Source organism: Microbacterium sp. P2_F9 (assembly GCF_056403635.1).
In genome coordinates this window covers 1-20,295 of sequence record NZ_JBFUFC010000050.1, presented here as the reverse complement: position 1 = coordinate 20,295, position 20,295 = coordinate 1, and the positions used below count along the sequence as shown (strand labels likewise).

21 protein-coding genes are annotated in these 20,295 nt (G+C 68.2%); 12 read left to right on the top strand and 9 right to left on the bottom strand.

All coding sequences use genetic code 11. The features are described 5' to 3' along the window. The 3 genes from AC1DVT_RS07620 to AC1DVT_RS07610 all read left to right on the top strand — a co-directional run. Positions 1 to 806 (top strand): carbohydrate ABC transporter permease (locus AC1DVT_RS07620; protein ID WP_477387871.1); only part of this gene is annotated, 806 nt, incomplete at its 5' end. Continuing rightward, entirely contained in the window at positions 803 to 1,642 is an 840-nt protein-coding gene (locus AC1DVT_RS07615) for a carbohydrate ABC transporter permease (RefSeq protein WP_457101986.1), read from the top strand. The genes AC1DVT_RS07620 and AC1DVT_RS07615, both read left to right, overlap by 4 nt. 58 nt (positions 1,643 to 1,700) lie before the next feature. Beyond that, positions 1,701 to 4,907, top strand: a complete 3,207-nt coding sequence (locus tag AC1DVT_RS07610; protein WP_477387869.1) for a glycoside hydrolase family 38 N-terminal domain-containing protein — start codon at positions 1,701 to 1,703, stop codon at positions 4,905 to 4,907. A gap of 43 nt (positions 4,908 to 4,950) precedes the next feature. Here AC1DVT_RS07610 and AC1DVT_RS07605 read toward each other — a convergent pair whose 3' ends face one another. The 5 genes from AC1DVT_RS07605 to AC1DVT_RS07585 are packed head-to-tail and all read right to left on the bottom strand — an operon-like array spanning position 4,951 to position 9,538. Further along, on the bottom strand, positions 4,951 to 6,057 hold the full coding sequence (locus AC1DVT_RS07605) for a Gfo/Idh/MocA family protein (protein ID WP_477387867.1): 1,107 nt from the start codon (positions 6,055 to 6,057) through the stop codon (positions 4,951 to 4,953). Continuing rightward, positions 6,054 to 6,839: a ThuA domain-containing protein gene (locus AC1DVT_RS07600; RefSeq protein WP_477387865.1), complete on the bottom strand. Its 786-nt coding sequence runs from the start codon at positions 6,837 to 6,839 to the stop codon at positions 6,054 to 6,056. The genes AC1DVT_RS07605 and AC1DVT_RS07600 overlap by 4 nt, the downstream gene beginning before the upstream one ends. Before the next feature lie 22 nt (positions 6,840 to 6,861). After that, positions 6,862 to 7,959: a Gfo/Idh/MocA family protein gene (locus AC1DVT_RS07595; RefSeq protein ID WP_477387863.1), complete on the bottom strand. Its 1,098-nt coding sequence runs from the start codon at positions 7,957 to 7,959 to the stop codon at positions 6,862 to 6,864. Further along, on the bottom strand, positions 7,944 to 8,654 hold the full coding sequence (locus AC1DVT_RS07590; protein WP_477387861.1) for a ThuA domain-containing protein: 711 nt from the start codon (positions 8,652 to 8,654) through the stop codon (positions 7,944 to 7,946). Before AC1DVT_RS07590 ends, AC1DVT_RS07595 begins: the two co-directional genes overlap by 16 nt. After that, a complete protein-coding gene (locus AC1DVT_RS07585) occupies positions 8,651 to 9,538 on the bottom strand; it encodes a phytanoyl-CoA dioxygenase family protein (RefSeq protein WP_457101980.1) in 888 nt (295 codons plus the stop codon). Before AC1DVT_RS07585 ends, AC1DVT_RS07590 begins: the two co-directional genes overlap by 4 nt. A 118-nt stretch (positions 9,539 to 9,656) precedes the next feature. On the opposite strand from AC1DVT_RS07585, the gene AC1DVT_RS07580 reads away from it, so the two are divergent. Both AC1DVT_RS07580 and AC1DVT_RS07575 read left to right on the top strand, forming a co-directional pair. Next, a complete protein-coding gene (locus AC1DVT_RS07580; RefSeq protein ID WP_477387859.1) occupies positions 9,657 to 10,544 on the top strand; it encodes a helix-turn-helix transcriptional regulator in 888 nt (295 codons plus the stop codon). 114 nt (positions 10,545 to 10,658) lie between these two features. Further along, on the top strand, positions 10,659 to 11,498 hold the full coding sequence (locus tag AC1DVT_RS07575; protein WP_477387857.1) for an alpha/beta fold hydrolase: 840 nt from the start codon (positions 10,659 to 10,661) through the stop codon (positions 11,496 to 11,498). A gap of 6 nt (positions 11,499 to 11,504) precedes the next feature. On the opposite strand, the gene AC1DVT_RS07570 is transcribed toward AC1DVT_RS07575, so the two are convergent. Beyond that, on the bottom strand, positions 11,505 to 11,840 hold the full coding sequence (locus AC1DVT_RS07570; protein WP_477387855.1) for a hypothetical protein: 336 nt from the start codon (positions 11,838 to 11,840) through the stop codon (positions 11,505 to 11,507). A gap of 218 nt (positions 11,841 to 12,058) precedes the next feature. On the opposite strand from AC1DVT_RS07570, the gene AC1DVT_RS07565 reads away from it, so the two are divergent. The 7 genes from AC1DVT_RS07565 to AC1DVT_RS07535 all read left to right on the top strand — a co-directional run bounded on the left by AC1DVT_RS07565 (position 12,059) and on the right by AC1DVT_RS07535 (position 16,955). After that, positions 12,059 to 12,793: a hypothetical protein gene (locus AC1DVT_RS07565; protein WP_477387853.1), complete on the top strand. Its 735-nt coding sequence runs from the start codon at positions 12,059 to 12,061 to the stop codon at positions 12,791 to 12,793. Continuing rightward, a complete protein-coding gene (locus tag AC1DVT_RS07560) occupies positions 12,771 to 13,184 on the top strand; it encodes a phage holin family protein (protein WP_457101975.1) in 414 nt (137 codons plus the stop codon). Before AC1DVT_RS07565 ends, AC1DVT_RS07560 begins: the two co-directional genes overlap by 23 nt. Beyond that, entirely contained in the window at positions 13,181 to 13,789 is a 609-nt protein-coding gene (locus tag AC1DVT_RS07555) for a DUF3618 domain-containing protein (RefSeq protein WP_477387851.1), read from the top strand. Before AC1DVT_RS07560 ends, AC1DVT_RS07555 begins: the two co-directional genes overlap by 4 nt. Before the next feature lie 73 nt (positions 13,790 to 13,862). Then, positions 13,863 to 14,219 carry a hypothetical protein gene (locus AC1DVT_RS07550; RefSeq protein WP_477387849.1) on the top strand — a complete coding sequence of 119 codons (357 nt, stop codon included), beginning with the start codon at positions 13,863 to 13,865 and terminating at the stop codon, positions 14,217 to 14,219. A 102-nt stretch (positions 14,220 to 14,321) separates the two neighbouring features. Further along, positions 14,322 to 15,128, top strand: a complete 807-nt coding sequence (locus tag AC1DVT_RS07545) for an isocitrate lyase/PEP mutase family protein (RefSeq protein ID WP_477387847.1) — start codon at positions 14,322 to 14,324, stop codon at positions 15,126 to 15,128. Between the two features lie 50 nt (positions 15,129 to 15,178). After that, the gene (locus tag AC1DVT_RS07540; protein ID WP_477387845.1) at positions 15,179 to 16,432 is read left to right on the top strand and encodes an amidohydrolase family protein; all 1,254 of its coding nucleotides are present in this window, start codon (positions 15,179 to 15,181) and stop codon (positions 16,430 to 16,432) included. 67 nt (positions 16,433 to 16,499) lie between these two features. Next, positions 16,500 to 16,955 (top strand): SRPBCC family protein, encoded by a 456-nt coding sequence (locus tag AC1DVT_RS07535; protein ID WP_457101970.1) that lies wholly within the window; start codon positions 16,500 to 16,502, stop codon positions 16,953 to 16,955. A gap of 14 nt (positions 16,956 to 16,969) precedes the next feature. Here the strand turns inward: AC1DVT_RS07535 and AC1DVT_RS07530 are convergent, their stop codons facing one another. The 3 genes from AC1DVT_RS07530 to AC1DVT_RS07520 all read right to left on the bottom strand — a co-directional run. After that, positions 16,970 to 17,350: a VOC family protein gene (locus AC1DVT_RS07530; protein ID WP_477387843.1), complete on the bottom strand. Its 381-nt coding sequence runs from the start codon at positions 17,348 to 17,350 to the stop codon at positions 16,970 to 16,972. A gap of 41 nt (positions 17,351 to 17,391) precedes the next feature. Next, positions 17,392 to 18,495: a metallophosphoesterase family protein gene (locus AC1DVT_RS07525; protein WP_477387841.1), complete on the bottom strand. Its 1,104-nt coding sequence runs from the start codon at positions 18,493 to 18,495 to the stop codon at positions 17,392 to 17,394. 11 nt (positions 18,496 to 18,506) lie between these two features. Continuing rightward, positions 18,507 to 20,295, bottom strand: a 1,789-nt coding sequence (locus AC1DVT_RS07520; RefSeq protein ID WP_477387840.1) for a DUF5054 domain-containing protein, incomplete at its 5' end; no start/stop codon positions are given.

The following is a 20,295-nucleotide window of genomic DNA, read 5'->3' as shown; positions in this document are numbered from 1 at the left end:
TCGGAGTGGTCGGCGTCGTCCTGATCGTGCCCTGGATTGTCACGCTGGTCAGATCCTTCTTCGGCAATGTCGGTGAGGGCTTCGTGGGCCTGGACAATTACGTCCAGCTGTTCACCGACCCGGCGCTWCTGGGCTCGGTGGTGAACACGCTCATCTGGGTCGTCGGGTCGCTCCTGCTGCCGGTCTGCCTCGGGCTCRCCATCGCGGTCGCAACGGACTCGATGCGTCTCGGATCGGTCGCGCGACTGGCCGTCGTCATCCCCTATGCCCTCTCCGGGACCGCCGTCGGCATCGTCGGATACATGATGTTCCAGACGGGGGGCTCGATCTCGCAGGCCCTGAACTTCTTCGGGTTGGGTGCCCTGGACCAAGCCTGGCTCCTGCACTGGCCGTCCAACGTGATCGCGGGGATCCTCGTCGCCACCTGGAACGGCACCGGAGTCAACGTCGTCCTGTTCATGGTCGGGCTGCAGACGATCCCGCGCGACACGCTGGAAGCGGCGGCGCTGGATGGCGCCGCCGGGTTCCGGCGCTTCATCTCCATCATCTTTCCGCAGCTTCGCGCGGTCACGGCCGTCGTGGTCGGACTCACGATCGCGAACGCTCTTCGAACGTTCGACATCGTCTACGTGCTGACCCGGGGTGGCCCAGGTCGCCAGTCCGAGGTGCTGGCCCTCTCCATGTATCGGCAGACGTTCCTGCTCTTCGATCCCGCCGTGGGCTCAGCGATCGCGATCTTCCTCACGCTTATCGTGCTCGCGGCGTCCTGGATCTACCTTCGCCGTCAGATTGGAAACGAGTCATGACCACGACGCATGTCAGGAAGATGAGCCCTGGCTCTCTCATCGTGGGGATACTGGTCACCATCGTCTCGATCGGATGGCTGATTCCGACCTACCTGGTCTTGGTGAACGCCATGACGCCCCTCGAGGACTACACGGGAAAGCCCGTGTGGTTCCCCGGTGGCTTCGGGCTGTTCGGGAATATCGCGCGAGGATGGGAAGCCGGCAACTTCACGATGGCTGCGACGAACAGCCTGATCTATGCCGCCGTCGCCACACTTCTCTCCGTGAGCATCGCGACGCTGGCAGCCTTCGCCGTGATCATCATGCCGGTGAAGCGCCCCAAGACGTGGTTCTGGCTGATCTACGTCGGAACACTTCTCCCGCTGCAGGCGTTCGCCATTCCTCTGTACCAGGCGTCGATCGGTCTCGGAATCTACGACACCAAGCCCGCCCTGATCATCGTGTACACCGCCATCTGCATTCCGTTCGGGTTCTTCCTGACGAGGAACTTTATGGCGACGCTGCCCATCGAGCTCAGCCAGGCGGCCCGAATCGACGGCGCGGGGTGGTGGCGGATGCTGTGGAGCATCTACCTTCCGCTGGTGCGGCCGGCGATGGCTGCCGCACTCGTCTTCCAGTTCATCGCGATCTGGAACGAGCTCTTCTTCGCGATCACACTCGCCATCAGCCCAGAGACGCAACCGGTCATGGCTGCGCTGACGGGTCTGCAGGGGAAGGACTCCACCGTGGGACAGCCGGCGACACTCGCCATGGCTCTGGTCGTCTCGATACCCACCGTCGCCATCTTCTTCATCTTCCAGCGGTACTTCAAGAGCGGTCTCACCGCGAACCTGTAGCCGTCGGCATCCGCACTCTCCACATCAGCCTTCTCGCGTCATCAAAGGAATATTCGTCGTGTCGAATCTCAGAAAGCCCACCAGCAAGGAAGTCGCCTTCTCCCCGTCGTGGGCCTTCAAGAGCCTGCGTGATCGGACACTCCAGACCCTCACCGCCGGCGGTCGGACGATCCGAGTCATCGCTGAGCCGATGCTCGCCCGGCCGGGCATGTTTCCTGCCGTCGAAGACGCGGACAGCAATGCACGGATCGACGGTGCCGCGCAGCCGATCCGCATTCAGGCGCCGTTCCCCATCACGACCGCCCGGGTCGGCGTGAACGGGCGATGGTTCCTGTCGCGGGCAGAGCCGCACACGCAGGGAGTGCGGGTCTACTTTCCCGAGATCGACGAGCCCACGACCATCCGCGTCGTTCTCCCCGAGGCTCCTGAGTTCGGCGAGATCCTCCTCGACGCCCGGCCCGCACGCAAGTGGCAGGTTCATCTCGTCCACCACTCGCATCTCGATATCGGCTACACCGATCCGCAGCCTCGGGTGCTCCGTGAGCAGGTCTCGTTCCTCGACACCGCGCTCGAACACGTCGAGGACACCGCTTCCGGGTCGACGGACAGGCAGTTCAAATGGGTCGTCGAATCCCTGCACACCTTCCAGCTCTGGGAAAAGCACCGTACTGGTCGCACCATCGACCGATTCATCGACCAGGTGCGGCTGGGCAACATCGAGTTGACGGCGGCGCCCTACAACATGGCGACCGAGACGGCATCGACGCCGGAGCTGTACGAACTGTTCCGCTACACGCAGCAGGTGCGGGAGCGCTACGGGGTGGAGATCCCGGTGGCGATGCAGACGGATGTTCCCGGGGTGGTGTCCGGGTTCGTCGATGCCCTTGCTGACAACAAGGTGAAGTATCTCTCGGTGGCGCACAACTGGGCCGGCCGCTCTGCTCCGCATCTCCGTGACGCCGAGGAGATGCCGCAGCTGTTCTGGCTGCGCGCGCACAACGGCGGCCGGGTGCTGACGTGGATGACGGATTCCGGCCATGGCCTGGCCTATCAGGAAGGCGCCTACATCGGCTTCTCGCAGTCCTATGACATGGTCGATGACCTCTTTCCGCTCTACATGAGCTCGTTGGAGGTGAACCCGTGGCCGTTCGATGAGAAGGCCTTCGGGTTCGGGTTGAGCAAGCCGTCCTGGACGCGGCAGCCGTACCCGCACGACATCGTGCACTTCCGGGTGCAGGGCCGGCTCGCCGACAACGCACCCGCCAACCGCCGGATCTCGGAGACCGTGGCGGATTGGAACGACAAGTGGGCGTATCCCCAGCTGCAGATGAGCACCAATGAAGCCTTCTTCACCCAGGCTGAAGCCACCCTCGGCGATGGTCTGCCGGAGTTCGGCGGCGATTGGCATAACTGGTGGGCGGATGGCGCAGGCTCCAGCGCGCACGGCATGCAGCTCGCCCGCCAGGCGCAGAACAAGCTCACCCAGATCGAGACGCTCGCCACCCTCCTGCCGGAGCACCCGGGGGCCGACGTGGAGAAGTCGGTACGGGAGGCGTGGAGCGGAATCGCGCTGTTCGACGAGCACACCTGGGGCGCAGCCAACCCGTGGACGTGGGGCGATGAGGGGACCAACTCGCAGGAAGCCCAGTGGCATTGGAAGTTCTCCCGCGTGCAGCAGGCCCAGCAGGAGGTGCTGCTCCTCGAAGACGACATCTCGGTTCGCCTGGCCGAGCAGCTCGGCCACCCCGGCGACGGCGACGCGAGCATCTGGGCGGTGAACACTCAGGCGCACCCGCGAACCGGCGAAGTGGCAGTCTTCCTCCCCGAGTCGGCGGCGAGTCTGGAGACGGTGGTCGAGCTGTCCGACCCGCGCACCGGCGAGGGCATTCCCCACCGCGAGATCCCGCAGACCAATCCGTACCACCGCGAGGCCGGCCGATTCCTCGTCTTCCGCGTCGAGGACATTCCGGGGTTGGGCTTCGCACGAATCCGCGTGACGAAGAAGGACCGGGTTCAGATCCGCGCCCCGTACTTCGCGGAATCTCCTGACTTCGATGTTCCGCAGTCGTCCGGCGTGCTCGTTTCCTCGCCGGTCGGCACGGGCGTGCTCTCGGCCGATGGCCGGACGGCCGTGATCGAGAACGAGCACGTGAGAGTGAGCCTCGACATCGCCAAGGGCGCGCTCTCGGAGATCCTGCTCAAGGCGGAAGCGCGCAATCTCGTCGACGACGGATCGGCCTTCGGCTTCAACGCCTACGTCTACGACACCTATGCGACCGCGTCGAAGGTCAACCACATGAGCGGGCACAGTCTCGTCCTCGACGATGAGCTCAGCCTGCTGAGCAGGCGACTCGTGAATCAGGGTGCGTTCGACGTCCAGTTCGGCTCGGATGCGTTGGGGCAGTCACTCACCTACCGAACCCGGTGCGGCGACAACGAGATCACCACCAGGCTGGATCTCGCAACGGACAGTGCCGTGCTGCAGGTGACGAACCGCGTCAAGAAGGGCGAAACGTTCGAGAAGGAGGCCGGCTTCTTCGCGTTCCCCTTCAAGATCGATCGACCGGTCATTCGCAGCGAGGTCTCCGGCTCCGTGATCGGCACCGATATCGAGCAGGTGCCGGGCTCCGTGCACTACATGCATGCGATCCGGCACTGGGTCTCGCTCAGCAGCGGCACCGAATCAGCGGCACTCGTCGTCGTGGACGCCCCGCTCGTTCAGATCGGCGACATCGCCCTTCCCTACCTGCCGTTCCCGCCCACGCTCGCCACGCCCGAGCCCAGCACGGTGTTCTCCTGGGTGCACAACAACCAGTGGGACACCAACTATCCGCTGCAGCAGGGGCTCGATATGGAGTTCCGCTACGCCGTGGGCGGGGCTGCCGTCAGCTCACCCGATGACGCGGCCGGCCACGCCGCTGCGATCGCCAGCCCCATCGTCCAGCCGATCCGGGGCGTGCTCGCCACCTCGCTCGCAGCGGGACCGGGGCAGGAGCAGCGAACAACCACGATGAACATCGACCATGACGGAGTCCGGCTCATCGACCGGACGTGGATCGACGACGGAAGAATGCTCTGCCGGTTCCAGTCCGTCGTCACCGAACGGGTCACCGTGGGCGTTCACCTGGCCGGAGCGGAGCGCATCGTCGCCGCATCCATGCTGGGCTCGACATCCGACGACGTCTCGGTCAGCGAAGGAAGCTTCGAGTTGTCGGTTCCCGCGCTCGGAGCCGTTGCCGTCGTCGTGACGTTGGCCGGACGCTAGCAAGAGGGCGGGGCCGCGAATTCGGATTCGCGGCCCCGCCCGACTAGATCCAGGACCCCGCACCCACCCCGTCGAGCTGCCACCGCCGGAGCGCTCTCGCGGTATCGGGATCCGCCTCGACCTGGATCGCGTGGGCGAGCGCTCGGTCGATCACGTCCGGGATCGAGACGCGGGTGCCGGTTGAGGCTGACTCGATCGCGGCCTCGACCATGGCAAGACTGCGCACGTTGCTCGCCGCATGTCCGTCAGGGAGTGCGCCGGTCCGCAGCGACGCGATGAACTCGGCCAGCGACCCGGCGAACTCCTCCGGGATGACCCCCGGGTCGGTGGGCGTCAGTTCTGCGTCGGCCTCCCAGGTCGGCATGGCCTCGCCGTCCCAGAGGGCGGTGCCGCGCTCGCCGCTGACCCGCCACTGCGCGTTCCATGAGGTGTTCAGGCCGGGGCTGCACCAGGATCCGGTATAGCCGAACCGGGCCCCGCTCGCCGTGACGAAGTGGGCGGTGACGGCTGCATCGCCCCGGTACCAGCTCCAGGCCGGATTGAACTCATCGCAGTAGACCGACACCGGTTCATCGCCCGTCAGGTAGCGGAAGGCGTCGAAGTGGTGGATCGCCATGTCGATCAGCAGCGGGTGCGCCATCTCGTCCCGGAAGCCGCCGAAGTGCGGTGCCTGGAAGAACTCCGCGGTGACGGCGCCCACCCTGCCGAGGCCGCGGACGGCCTCGCGGAACTGAGTGATCGACCGGTAATACCGGCGGGACTGGCTGACCATCAGCAGCTCGCCGGTGTGCGCGGATGTCGCCGCCAGCGACAGCCCCTCGGCGACGGTCGGGGTGAGGGGCTTCTCCGACAGGACGGGCAGGCCGGCGAGGAGCGCTTCGGAGGAGACCGCGTGGTGGGCGACCGGAACCGTCACATTCACCACGACATCGGCATCCACCGTCTCGATCAGCTCGGTGATGCTGGTCGCGACCGGCAGGCCGGGCGCCGCCGCGCGAGCGGCATCGAGGTTGAGGTCGACGAGACCCACCGTGTCGATCCGCTCGGAGGCGTTCAGGACCTGCAGCCACCCTTGACCCATGGGCCCGGCCCCCACCACGATGGCGCGCAGCCGGGCGCCGTCATCGGGCAGGGTGCGGAACGCCGTCATGCGGTGGTGCCGCCGAAGCGCTCTTTTGGCCAGGGGTGCTCGCCGGTGAAGAAGTCACCGGACTGGTACCGGGCGAGCTGCGGCGTTCGCCGGGTCGCGGGCGCCGCCCAGGTGACGCCGTTCGCGATCACGCGCTGCACGTCCGGGTGGTGGTAGATCGGGTAGTCCTGATCGCCGGGACTGAAATAGAAGATCTTGCCGTAGCCGCGCCGGAACGTGGCGCCRCTGCGGAAGGCCTCCCCGCCGGTGAACGTGCTGATGAAGATGAGCTCGTCGGGAGCAGGGATGTCGAAGAACTCGCCGTACATCTCGTGCTGGTCCAGGACGAGCGGATGCGGCACGCCGGCGGCGATCGGATGGGTCGGATCGACGGTCCAGAGCAGTTCGCGGTCATCCGCGTTCCGCCAGCGCAGGGTGCAGCTGGTGCCCATCAGCCGTCGGAAGATCTTCGAGAAGTGCGCCGAGTGCAGGGCGATCAGGCCCATGCCGGAGAGCACCGCCTCCTGCACGCGATCCACGATCTCGTCGGCGACATCATCGTGTGCGATGTGTCCCCACCAGATCAGCACGTCGGTGCTGTCGAGCACCTCTTGGGTGAGCCCGTGCTCGGGTTCGTCGAGGGTGGTCGCCTGCACCGTCGCGGTGGCCCCGAGAAGGGACTCGATGCCCGCTCGGATGGTCTCGTGCATGCCTTCCGGGTAGAGCTCCTGGACGCGCGGGTCGTTCTTCTCGTGCTGGTTCTCGCCCCACACCAGCACGCGCAGGGTGTTCGCTTCGGTCATGTTCTGGATGCTCCGTCCGAGGTCACCAGTTCTCCGGTCTGCTGCCGCGGGCGACCGGGGCGGGTCGAGACGCGGTGCTGGTGAGTTCGATGACGCGGTGCTCGCGCCCCGCAGTGATAATCGATTCCATGATCTCGAGCACATGGAACGCGAGCTCGCCGGACGCGCGGTGCGGCCGGCCCGTCTCGATGGCGCGGGCCATGTCGGCGAGTCCGAATCCGCGGCCGGCATCCACATAGCCGGCCTCGGCGGGCACCTCCACCCACTCGGGGGTGCCGGCCGTGGCGACCGAAACAGTGTCGGAGAACTGGTTGGGATCGGGCATCGCGATCGTCCCGGCCGTCCCGTAGACCTCGAAGAACGGCATCCGCGTCGCCCAGACCTCGAAGCTGACGGTGACGGTGCTGGTGGCGCCATTGACGTGCTCGAGCAGGGCGGTCACGTGCGTGTCGACGTCGACGTCGACGATCGCTCCGGCGTTCGGGCCTGTGGCGATCGTGCGCTCGCGGGTCGAGCGACTCACCGCCCCGGACACCCGGCGCACCGCCCCGAAGAGCGTCACGAGGCTGCTCAGGTAATACGGCCCCATGTCGAAGAGCGGCCCGCCGCCGGGCTGGTAGTAGAACGCGGGAGACGGATGCCACACCTCATGTCCGGGAGAGACCCAGTGCACGGCGGCGCCGACGGGGTCGCCGATCCGCCCACCGTCGAGAACGGCGCGGGCAGTCTGGATGCCCGTGCCGAGCACGGTGTCGGGGGCGCTGCCGACGCGGAGGCCGATCTGGGCGGCGCGCGCGAGCACCTCCGCGGCTTCTGCGGTCGTGAGGGCCAGCGGCTTCTCGCCGTAGACATGCTTGCCGCCATCCAGCGCTCGCAGCGCGATCTCGGCATGGGCCGCCGGGACGGTCAGGTTCAGCACCGCATCGATGCCTGGATCCGCGAGCAGCTCATCGACGCTCAGCGCCCGGGTTCCCTGAGCATCGGCGACGGCTGCCGCGCGCGCCAGATCGAGGTCGGCGACCGCTGCGAGGCGGAGGCCGGGAAGGTGCGGGAACTGGGCGAAGTACTGGTCACTGATGACGCCGACCCCGACGACTCCGATCCTCAGCGGGCTGCCCACAGCAGGCCCCTCTCGATGATCGTGCGCACATTCGGGTTCTCGACCACGTCGAGCTGGTGGCCCGGTGCCGAGACGAAGATCCGCCCCTTGCCCCACTGCCGGGTCCAGATCGCGGGGGCGGTCACCGGCCGGTTCCAGGCATCCCAGGGACGCGCTTCCTGCGTCGTCGTCGCGAGGACATCGTTGTACTCGTCGCTGAGCACCCAGTACTGCTCGGTGACGAGGTCGAAGTCCTCGATCCCCGCGGTGATCGGATGCTGCTTCCCGAGCTCGGTGATGTGCACCGTGTACGGAATGAAGACATCGGTGCCGTCGCCCGTGCGCTCATCGGGATGCTTCGCCGCGTGATGGGCGAACTGCCCGCCGATCATGTGCAGGTAGTCCGCGCTGTTGCGGTACGAGTCGGCGATGCCGCCGTGCCAGCCCGCCATCCCGGTCCCGTTGAGGACGGCGGCCTGCAGCCCCGCCAGCTCCTCCGGCTCGATCGTGTTCATCGTGTTGATCTGCACGATGAGGTCGACCGTGGCGAGGTAACCGGCATCCGTGTAAACCACCGTGCCTTCCTCGACCCGCACCTCGAACCCGTGCGCTTCGAGGAAGGGGATGAACAGATTCGTGGTCTCGACCGGCATGTGACCATCCCAGCCGCCGCGCACCACGAGAGCGCGCCGGGTGACAGCGGTGGATGGCGTCATCGGTCGCAGCCGCCGTCCTTGTCGCCGCGGGCATGCGGGGTGGAGATGTCGCGGATGCCCTTGTAGGCGTAGGGGTCGACGCCGGCGACCAGGACGATGTCGCGGAAGTCGGCTTCGCCGACGTGGCGGCCCTCGGCCTCATTGCGCCAGGGCAGCAGCGACTCGGCGCTCATGTAGTGATTGACGAGGGCTCGGCGGTAGCCGCGCGTGCCGGAATTCTTGAGAGATCGGTGCAGCAGGTACCCGTTGAAGATGAGCGCGGCGCCGGCCGGGATCTCGACCGGGATGGCGTCGGCTTCGGTATAGGGGAAGCCGTAGGCCTCTTCCGTGCAGTCGTACTCGGGATCGTCTTGATCGCGGTCGGGGTAGAGCACGCCGCGCCGGTGCGAACCGGGAATCACCCAGAGGCACCCGTTGTCGAGATTGGCGTCGTCGAGGGCGATCCACGCCGCGGTGAGGGAGCGGTCACGGGTCGGGATGAAGTGCTCATCCTGGTGCCAGGCCTGACCGGGCTTGCCCTCGGACTTGACGAAGAGCATCGACTGCATCGCCTTGACATTGGGTCCGATGACAGCGGTGAGCGCCTCGACGATCTGCTCCTCGTGCAGCGCTGCTGCAGCGAGGGGGGAGATCTTGTGCGGGTAGTGGATGCACAGAAAGCTGCGCAGCACGTCGTCGTCCGAGGCTTCGGTGAGAACGGCGCCGTTCGGCAGGGGAGTGTGCCGGCAGATCTGCACAGCCTCCGCGTTGAGCGCCTCCACCTCTGCGGCGGTCAGCGCCGAGGACAGCACCGCGAAGCCGTCGCGTTCGTACTGGGCGCGGAATTCATCATCCACACGGTCGTGCATCGGCACTGATGCGCGGAACGGCGTCATCGTTGACATGTATCTTCCTTCCATTCGCGGGATGCATCCTCGCGATCCTGCCAGAGTTCCAAGAGCCAACGATATGAGCAGGACCTGCCGGATCCAATGGATCATCGAAGCAATAACATGTATATCCATGACATTCGTCACGACGTCCGTCGAGGTTCGCTCACTCGTCAACATCGCCCGGTACGCACCAGGTGAGATCTTCGGACCGCGAGTCATGACGTCCMACGAGTTCGTCTGGCTGCGGGAAGGCTCCGCGACGTGGGAGATCCTCGGGTCCGGGGGCGGAGTGACCGAGACGCACCGGCTCATCCCCGGCGTGATGGCACTCGCGCCCCATGGGGTGGCCGAGCGGTGGGTGTGGGATGCCGCACGCCCGAGCTCGCATGCGTTCGTGCACTTCGATCTCCCCCCAGAAGTCGATGCATCGGCGTGGGCGAGGACCCGCGCGATGTCGGAGTGTCCGCCGTTGGCGGCGCTCGCTGACAGCCTGTTCGCCATCGGCTCAGCCGGCGAGGACATCGCCCCGATTCGAAGCGGACAAGTCATCGGCCTGATGCTCGAGCTCTTCCTCGCCGGCCCCGTCGTGCTGCGGCAGGGAGCCGCGGCATCCCTCTCGGACCGTGTTGCGGAGTACGTCAGAGGGACGTGGCTGGAGGGCGGCATCCGGATCGTCGGCATCGCCGAACTGGCGGGCGCCGTCGGCGTGTCAGCCGGGCATCTCTCGCGCTCCTTCCACGATCGCTACGGCGTGGGACCTGCCGGTGCGCTGGAGCTCATCCGGCTCGGACGCGTTGCGGTATCGCTGCAGCGAACGTCGATGCTGCTGGCTGAGATCGCGAGGGGGAGCGGGTTCACCGATGAGTTCCACATGTCGAGACGCTTCTCCCGGATCTACGGCGTGCCGCCCGGCGCCTATCGACGGGCCCACCTCGATGCCGAGCCTCTCCAGCCCATCATCGCGGCGCGGCTGATGCCGCTCTGGAATGCCGTCCTCACGCACACGCCGGTCGCCTGATTCGCCGCGCCGAACCATGCTCTTGTGCGGGCCTGCGCCGGCTCTCATACTGGCCCCGTGGAGGGGCGTCGGGGACGGGACCTTCGACACCAGCATCGGAGCGTACAGGCATCCGTGTTCGGTGCCCTCCTCGTCGCGGCAGCCGCTCTCGCGGGGTGCAGTCAGAACGCCGCCCCGAGCCCTGGACCCTCGGTGGGAGACGGCGTGCGGGACCTGGCGACGGGTGGCACGGTCACGCTGCCGGACGGCAGGGCCATCTACGTCCGCTGCTCCGGCGCGGGAGAGCCGACCGTGATCCTGGAGAGCGGCGACGGTGACAACACCGGGTCGTACGGATTCGCCGAGCATGACCTCGCCGCGGTGACGCGGACGTGCGTCTACGACCGCGCCGGCCTCGGAGACAGCGATCCTGCTCCGGGCCCTCGTCAGCTCAATGACCTCGTCGGCGACCTGGAGGGCTGGATCGATGCCGTCGGGGAGGCGGGTCCGTTCGTCCTCGTCGGCACCTCCGGCGGCGGGTACATCACCGCCGGCTACGCGGTGACGCACCCCGATGACGTGGCGGGGATGGTGTTCGTCGACACCGGGGCGCCTTTCCTCGACCCGCCGCAGGAGATCATCGATGAGACTCGCCCCGACAATCCGGAGAACCTGGAGCAGCGCGACTTCCTGCAGGTGGAGAAGGACGCATGGGCGGCGCGGCGGCTGATCGGCGACATCCCGGTCACCATCATCTCCAACCACTACTCGACCGACGAGATCGCGGCGGAGCAGGATGCTTCCGCGCGGCGTGGCATGGTGGCGAATGTCGACGAGCAGAAGGGGTGGCTCGTCCTCAGCCCCCGCGCCAAGCAGATCGTCGTGACCACCGGTCATGCCGTGGAGGAAGCCGACCCCCAACTCGTGATCGACGCCATCATGGCTGTCGTCGACGACGCCCGAGGGGCAGGCTGAACCGCCTCACTCGAGGTCTGGATCGAACCCCGCACGTGGCCCGTCCTCGACCGGCACGATGACGGCTGCCGGGTGCAGCAGCCGCATGCGGCGAGCGAGTTCTTCGACGACGTCGGTGTGGCTGTGGTCGCTGATGTCGTCGCCGGCGACCGTCGCATAGAGCTGGCTGGCCGGTCCGAGCAGGAACTCTGCCGTGACGTTCTCACCCTCGTCCGTGAGCACCGGCACGGTGACCACATCGGAGCCCTGGGTCTCGGCGAGGGCTTGGGCGTAGCGGAGGAGCGCGTCGCAGACGTCGTCGGCCACCAGCACGGACTGTCCTGTGAAGTACAACGTCATCATCACCCCATGATGTCGCGCCCGATCTTCTCGGTCAGTGGGGTTGTGCGTTCCCACTCCCCGCCGTACTCTCCCGGCGCACACGGCCCGCCCCTCGCAGGGCCTCAATGACCTCCGCTTGCACACTGCGGTGTTCTTGGCAAGGCCCAGTCCGGTATCGCCGTATTGACGTAGGAAAGGGGGACGCCGGTCTCCCGACCGGCACTCGAGAGAGGGGCATCATGCCGGAGAACTATGAGCCGATTCCGCAGACCGGATCGGATGTCGCATACGGCGACACCTCGACGGTCGACGCCGCAAAGCACGAAGCCGTCGACCTGAAAGACACCGCTGTCGAGCAGGCGAAGGATGTGGCAGCGACCGTCAAGGACGAGGCATCCGTCGTCCTCGGCGAAGCCAAGTACCAGGCGAAGGACCTGTATGCGCAGACGCAGCAGGAGCTGAAGGAGCAGGCGAACACCCAGCAGCAGCGCATCGCCGCCGGGTTGAAGTCGGTCGGCGCGGAGCTGCGCGCCATGGCAGCGAACTCGGCGGGCGCGGCGAATTCGGGTGTCGCCACCGACATCGTCCAGCAGCTGTCCGGACGCCTCTCCGGAGCGGCGACATGGCTGGGTGACCGCGACGCGGGTGCCGTTCTGACGGAGGTCAAGCGGTATGCGCGGCGCAAGCCGGGCACGTTCATCATCGGCGCAGCCATCGCCGGCATCGCGTTCGGTCGTCTGACGCGGGCCCTCGCGGCCAATGCAGCCGCCGACAGCGAGGCCGCAGCCGCCCGCACGAACGCGGCAGCGCGCACGAGCCCGCCGGCCGTGGACGCGTGGCGGACGCCGAGCGCGACGACTCCCGCGGTGACGATCGCAGAGGGGGAGACCCCGCTCTACGCCCAGTCCACCGCCGCGTACGGCGATGCACTTCGCTCGGAGGGTGGCCGCGATGACCGATCCGACACCTTCTGAGACCAAGGCCGCGACGACCTCGCTCGGCGACCTGCTCGCTGAGGTCAGCCGGGACATCTCCACCCTGATGCGTCAGGAGCTGGAGCTCGCCAAGGCCGAGCTGAAGGTCTCCGCGACGCGCACCGCCAAGGCGGGCGGCCTCCTCGGCGGGGCAGGGTACGGCGCTCTGATGGCGGTGTTCTTCCTGTCCGTCGCGCTGTGGTGGTGGCTGGCGACCGGCATCGGCGGCGGATGGGCGGGCGTCGTGGTCGCGCTCATCTGGGCGGCGATCGCGCTCGTGCTGTACCTCGTCGGCCGCAACCGGCTGAAGGAAGTGAATGGGGCTCCGCAGACCGTGGAGACCCTCAAAGAGATCCCCGAAACATTGAAGAGGAATGAGGAGAACCGATGACCGATTCACCTGACCAGATTCGTGCCGACATCGAGAAGACCCGGCGTGAGCTCGGCGGCGACGTCGACGCGCTCGCCGACAAGGTGTCCCCGTCCAAGATCGTCGACCGCCAGGCCGACAAGGTCAAGCATGCACTGGGATCGGTGCGCGACAAGGTCATGGGCGCCGCCGACGACACGGGCGAGGCGATTTCGGATGCCGGATCCTCCGTCGCCGAGCACGTCGTCGATGCCAAGGACAAGGTGGTCGCCAAGGCCGAGGGCAACCCCCTCGCCGTCGGACTGATCGCCTTCGGGGTGGGCCTGCTGGCGGCATCCCTCATCCCCGCCTCGGCGAAGGAGAAGAAGGTCGCCGCGGAGGTCAAGGACCAGGCGCAGCCGCTGATCGACGAGGTTGCCGATGTCGCGAAGGACATCGGCGCGAACCTCAAGGAGCCGGTGCAGCACGCCGCGGCCGCCGTGAAGGACGTCGCCGTGGACTCGGCCGAAACGGTGAAGGCGCAGACGCAGGATGCCGCCGCCGAGGTCAAGGGACAGGCGAAGGATGCTGCGGCTGAGGTCAAGAATCAGGTGCCGGCCGCGCGCGAGAACGTTTCCGGGTACTGATCGGAATCGAATGGGCGGGGCCGCGCACAGCGCGGCCCCGCCCTCTCACGAGAGACATGGACAAGCCCACAGCATGAAGCTCGCCCCGCCCTACAAGCCCCCGACCATCAATCGCCTGTCGCGTCGCGACGTCTTCGTGCTGGCCCGCATCGATGCGGGCAGCTGGCAGATCCTGAACAAGCGCTACGGGCCAGGCGACGCGCGACTCGTCGTGGCGACGGTGCGCGAGATCCAGGCCGACGAAGTGTGGGTCGAGTGGCTTCACGCGACCGACCTCCCCACGACCTACCGCACGGCCCTCGAGGTGCTCGACAGCGCCCTTTGTAAGCCGCCCCGAGTGGGCGCGGCCTCGCGGCCGGCGCCTATTGCCCATTTCCCGCTGGCGCATAGCCGCGCGGACCACACTCGGTGGCAGAGCGCCCCGGAGTGATTCAGCCCGGCCCTGAGCTTGTCGACCGGCCCCTGAGCTTGTCGACCGGCCCCTGAGCTTGTCGAAGGGTCCGGGAGCACGGTTCGATGCCAGGGTGACTTCATGACCATCGAACGGGCCACCGCCCTCCTCGCCCTGCACGCAGGATCCGGCTTCGTGATTCCGAATGCGTGGGATGCCGGGACCGCTCGCATCCTCGAGCAGGTCGGCTTCCCCGCCATCGCCACGACGAGTGCCGGCATCGCCTGGTCGTGCGGTGTCCCCGACGGCGGGGCGCTCGACCTCGACACGATGCTCGAGCACGTCGGTCGGATCGTGGCCGCCGTGCGCGTTCCGGTGAGCGCGGATCTCGAAGCCGGCTACGGCGACACCGCCGAGGACGTCGGCCGCACGGTGGCGCGGGCCGTCGATATCGGAGTGGTGGGCGCCAACATCGAGGATGCCGTCGCCGGCGGCCTGTTCGGCATCGACGAGGCCGCGGACCGTCTCGCTGCGGCACGGGCGGCAGCGCCATCGGGCACCTTCGTGCTGAACGCCCGGACCGACAGCTACTTCGCCGGCACGACCGGCGATCCGTTCGCCGAGACCGTGCAGCGTGCGCTGCGGTACATCGAGGCGGGGGCGGACTGCATCTTCGTGCCGGGCGTGAACGACGAGGACACCATCCGCCGCCTCGCCGCCGCCATTCCGGCACCGCTCAACGTCGTGGCCGGGCTCACCTCTAACATCATCGCCGCCCCCACGCTCTTCTCGCTCGGCGTCAGGCGGGTCAGCGTGGGCGGCAGCCTGGCGAGGGCTGCTCTCAGCGCGGTCGAGCATGCGGGGCGAGAGCTGCTCGACACCGGCACCCTCGGATTCCTCGACGGCGCCATCGGGTATGCCGACGTRCAGCGGCGGTTCGGGGAGTAGGCCGCGGCATCCACATCCGCACTCACGTCGCCATGACATGATCGCTTCCCATGAGCGTGATCACGGGATTCCCCACGACGGGCAGCGCCACGCTGCGCAACCTCCGGCTCGTGGACGTCGGCGATGGGCGGGTCAGGACAGGGCTCGCCGTGCACGTGCGCGACGGGGTGATCTCGGCGATCACGACGGACGACGGCTCCGGCGTCGCGGGGCACCCGGTGCTCGACCTCCGCGACGCCTACCTCGCGCCCGGCCTCATCAACATGCACACCCACTTCTCGCTCTCGCTCCCGGGTGCCGGCGGCGCCGAAGTCGAGGCGATGGATGCCGCCTCCCTCGCGCTGTACATGGCTGACGGAGCGCGCCGCACCCTGCACAACGGGGTCACGACCGTGCGCTGCGTCGCGGAGAAGGGCCACGCGGATTTCGCGCTGCGCCATGCCATCGAGACAGGCCGTGTCGAGGGCCCGAGGATCTACACGGCCGGGCGCGCGCTGGCCTGCACCGGCGGACACGGCAGCGGGTCGGACGACACGATGGAGTGCGACGGTGCGGACGGGTTCGCGCACGGCGTGCGATCGCAGATCAAGGCAGGTGCCGACCTCATCAAGCTCATGATCTCGGGCGGGATCGCGGGGGAGCACGAGACGATCTCGACCCCGCAGCTCACGTCCCTCGAGATGGCCGCGGCGATCGAGATCGCCCACGCGTGGGGGCGCAAGGTCACCGCGCATGCCGGCCCCGCGGATGTCATCGCCGAGGCGGTGCGGCTCGGCCTCGACTGCGTCGAGCACGGCTATGAGCTCACCCCCGAGGTCTGCGAGGCGATGGCCCGCAACGGCACCTCACTCGTGCCGACGCTGATCGTCAGCCGTGCGGGATCCTTCTTCGACGAACTCGGCGTACCGGCATGGATGCAGAAGCGGTCGCTCAACGCGGGCCCGCGGCACCTGGAGTCCTTCCGTGCCGCGCTCGACGCGGGCGTCGACATCCTGCTCGGCAGCGACATGCCCCCGTTCTGGCCCTTCGAGGGAACGACCGCTGTCGTGCGCGAACTCGAGCACATGCACGATGCGGGCCTCGACGCGCCGGCAACCCTGCGCGCGGCGACCCTCGCGCCGGCCCGCTGGCTCGGCATCCAGGCGCAGGCGGGGAGCATCCACGAGGGCGCGTGGGCCGATGTCATCGCGCTCCCGGAGAACCCGCTGGAGAGCCCCACCGCGCTGCGCTCGATCGACTTCGTGATGAAGGGCGGCGTGGTCGTGCGAAATGAGCACCCGACCGGCGGCGCTGTCAACCCCTAGGGGACGAGGCATCCGTTCCGGCTGAATGGATTCGTACCCATTCGAATCACGCAGCGAGGAGCACCCCATGGCGCAGATCATCGAGTCCATCGACGTCGACGTCCCCGTCCGCACCGCCTATAACCAGTGGACGCAGTTCGAGAGCTTTCCGAAGTTCCTCGACGAGGTGGAGTCGATCACGCAGCTCGACGACACCCACACGCACTGGAAGGTGCGCGTCGGCGGGGTCAAGCGCGAGTTCGACGCCGAGATCACCGAGCAGCACCCGGACGAGCGGGTCGCCTGGACCAGCACCGGCGGCGACACCGACCACGCCGGCGTTGTCACCTTCCACAAGCTGACCGACGACTCCAGCCGGGTGACGGTTCAGCTCGACTGGGCGCCCGACGGGCTGCTCGAGACGGTCGGCTCGCTGGTCGGGCTCGGCTCGCACGCGGTGAAGAAGGACCTGCAGAACTTCAAGGAGTTCATCGAGGCCTGGGGCACCGAGACCGGCGCCTGGCGCGGCGACATTCCGGCGTAGCCGGCGGCGGGTTCCTAGAACTCGCCGCCCTGCTGGAGCAGCACGAACCCGTTGCCGTCGGGATCGGCGAACTGCGCCTGCATGCCCCAGCCCTGGCGCGCGGGGTCGGCGACCTCGACGCCCGCGTCGCGGAGTACCGCGACCGCGGCCGTGATGTCGTCGGTGTGCAGCACGATGCCCTGCTGCCACCCCGGACCGGCCTGACCCGGGAACGGCGGGTGTAGGGTGAAGTCGACCGAGCTGCCCGCCGGGGCGACCGAGAGCCAGCGCTGATCGCCGAAGGAATTGTCGGCGCGCACCTCGAAGCCGAGGACGTCACGGTAGAAGGTCAGCGCGCGGTCCTGGTCGGCGACCGGGATTGTCACGGTCTGGATGCGCAGCGGGGGAGTAGCCACGGTCAAAAGCCTACGGAAGGCGACGACGCGTCGCGAGACGGCTACGCCAACGGTGCGAGGCGGAGCTCGTGCACGACGCTGCCGGCGAGGTCGCGCATGGTGAGCACGAGTTCGAAAACGGATGCCGTGCCCTCGATCCACATCGCGGGCTCATCGCCGGCCGGATCAGCCTCGGGTCCCCCGGAGACGAGCTGACCGTACGGGAACTCGGGGGTCGGTTCGAGCCACGCGGGTTCGTGCGTGTGACCTGACACGACGATCTGCGCACCCCAGGCGACCAGGGCGTCGTGCCAGGCATCCCGGCTCCTCCGGCTGAACTGGTCGTATTCGCCGGCGTCGTAGCCGACGGAGGACTCCTCGGTCCAGCGCAGCGGAATGTGGCAGAGCACGACGCGGTAGGGGGCGTCCCGAAAACCGGGACGCGCCGCGACCTCGCGCAGCCACTCGGCCTGCTCGGCGCGCAGCGGCTCGAACGCCACGCGACCCTCGAAGGTCGGGTGGTCGTCGGGCTTGTCCTCACCCGTGTGCAGGATGACACAGGCGACCGGACCGATCCGGAACGCCGTGAATGGCCGACCATCGGGGGTCGCCACGAAGTCTTCGAGCCGGTACGCCCACGTGCCGCGCACGTCGTGGTTGCCCATGACCACGGTGAGAGGCCGGCCCGCGCTCACGTCGAGCCCCGCCGGGCTCAGCACGGTCGGGAGGAACAGCGCCGGGTCGGTCCAGTCGTTGCACAGGTCGCCGTTCCACACCAGCACATCGACCTCGGGGGTGGCCGCGTGCAGCGCACGGATGGTGTCGTCGTGCTGGTGCGTGTCATTCCAGACCGCGAAATGCGCGGAATCGGATGCCGCGTCCAGCGTGCGCACCGTCTTCCACTCGCTCTCGTGGCGCTCGTGCGGCGGTTCGACCAACTCGGTCACCGCGCGCACCCGCAGCTCGGCGCCGGCGGGCCAACCGCGAGTGCGCACCCGCAGGACGCGGTCGCCCTGCGGCACCATGCCGAACGCGTCGGAGGTGACCAGACCGCTCGAGCCCGCGGCATCCTCCCATTCCAGCCAGCCGCGGCTCAGCCGGTTCACTCCCCACACGACTTCGAATCCGTCGGTGCGCGGCGCCATCACGACCGGGGGGCTGGTCACGAGTCGGGCGCTCATGCGAGCTCGAGGACGAAGCGGAAGCGGAGGTCGTCGTCGAACCACATCGTGAAGTTCGTGCCCCACACGTTGTTGTGCAGGTTGACGTGGAATCCGTCGTCCGGGTCGGGCACCGCGTTGTCGAATCGCAGCAGGGCGGGCCGGCCGACCGCGACCAGCGCCGCATCGAGCGGGCGGAGCGAGAACCGGCGCCCGGCGGTGTGGCTGATCTCGGCGACGGCGTGCAGGCTGCGGCCGCCGTTGCGCACGACGGACTGCGGGTCGACGGCGGTGCCGAGCTTGCTGAGGCGCCACTCGCCGGGCTTCGTCCGAGGGCGGAATCCGAGCCACCCGGCCTCGGGCAGGCGCGATGCGTCCTTGCGGCAGAGGTCGAGGGTGATCGAGATCGGCCCCGGCTGCGCGGGAAACGCATAGGTGAGGCGGATGTCGCGCGGGGCGCCCCACTCCTCCGCGGCCTGCTCGGACAGTGCCAGCTGGAGGACCACCGTCGAGCCGGCGTCTTCGCTGACCTGGTGTGCCGAGACCACGCGCGGCGCGAACGTCGTTGCCGGCAGGGTTTCGGCGATCGCGAGTCCCGGCTTCGACTGGTCGGGCGCCGCCCAGAAGCCGGTGTCGTCGAGATCGCGGCAGTACTCGCGCATCCACCGCGCCTCGTCGCGTTCGTCGAAGGTCTGGTACCGATACGACGCGAGCGGATGCCGCGGCCCTGCCCACTCCACTCCGTCCGCGTCGGCGAGCCCGACGAGTGCGCCGTCGTCGCCGAAGCGCACGCGGTACGCGCCCAGCGTGTGCGTCTCGGCGAGGTCGATGGGGATCCCACCGGGGTCGTTCGGTTTCTCGGCGGGCCGGGTCTCGTCGATCGCAGCGAGCGCTTCCGCGCGGCGCTCGGGGGACAGCGCGGCGAGGGCGCGGTCGAGGTGGGCGCGCTGCTCGGCCCACGAGGCTTCGTAGGCCGAGTAGGCGAGGCCCTGCGGGCTGGGGTGCTCGGTGTAGGCCCAGGCGAAAGGCTCGAACTCGGCCGGGTTCGTCGCCGGGTCGACGGTGTCGGCGGCGCGGGCCCGCTGGAAGTCGGCCTTCTCGTAGTTCGCGTAGTCGGGCAGGTAGGTCTTGAGGTCCTCGCCCCAGGTGTGCTCGGGCACGAGGAGGAGTCCGTCGCTGAAGTCGTCGCATTCGGGCGTGCCTGGGACGAGCACGCCTGCAGTGACCCACTGGGTGCGCAGTCGCAGCAGCGCCCGCAGGCGGGCCGTCAGCACCGGGTCGCTGGCGGTGCCGTGAATCCACGAGTCGCCGATCTCCTGCTCGACGACCGGCAGGTGCGCCCGAGCGGCCACTGCTGCGGCGCCGAACGCGTCGAGCGTCGAGGCGATCACCCGGGCGCCCGGATAGGCCGCCTGCAGCCGCGCGAACAGCGCCTCGATCTCTGCCACGGGCGGTGGCCCCTGGTTGTCGCCGGTGTGGGCCAGGTGCAGCGCATCGCTGCCGCCCGGGACCACGGCGACTCCCAGCTCGGTCGCGCCATAGCTCTGGGCGTAGTTCACGACCGCTTCGCTCCCGTCCGGCGCGCGCCAGACGAAGAACTCCGGCACGTCGGGCACCGCCGAGGCATCGTTCACCCCGAGATGGAGGAATGCCAGCCCCGCCTGGCCGAGGAACGGCACGAGGCCGATCGTGTGGCCCGGGACATCCGTCATCTTCGCGGCGATCGTGTGCACGCCGAAGCGCGCGTCGAGACGGCGGCCGATGGCGATGGCGTGCTCGACGAGGCCGGGGTCCATGAGCTCGGTG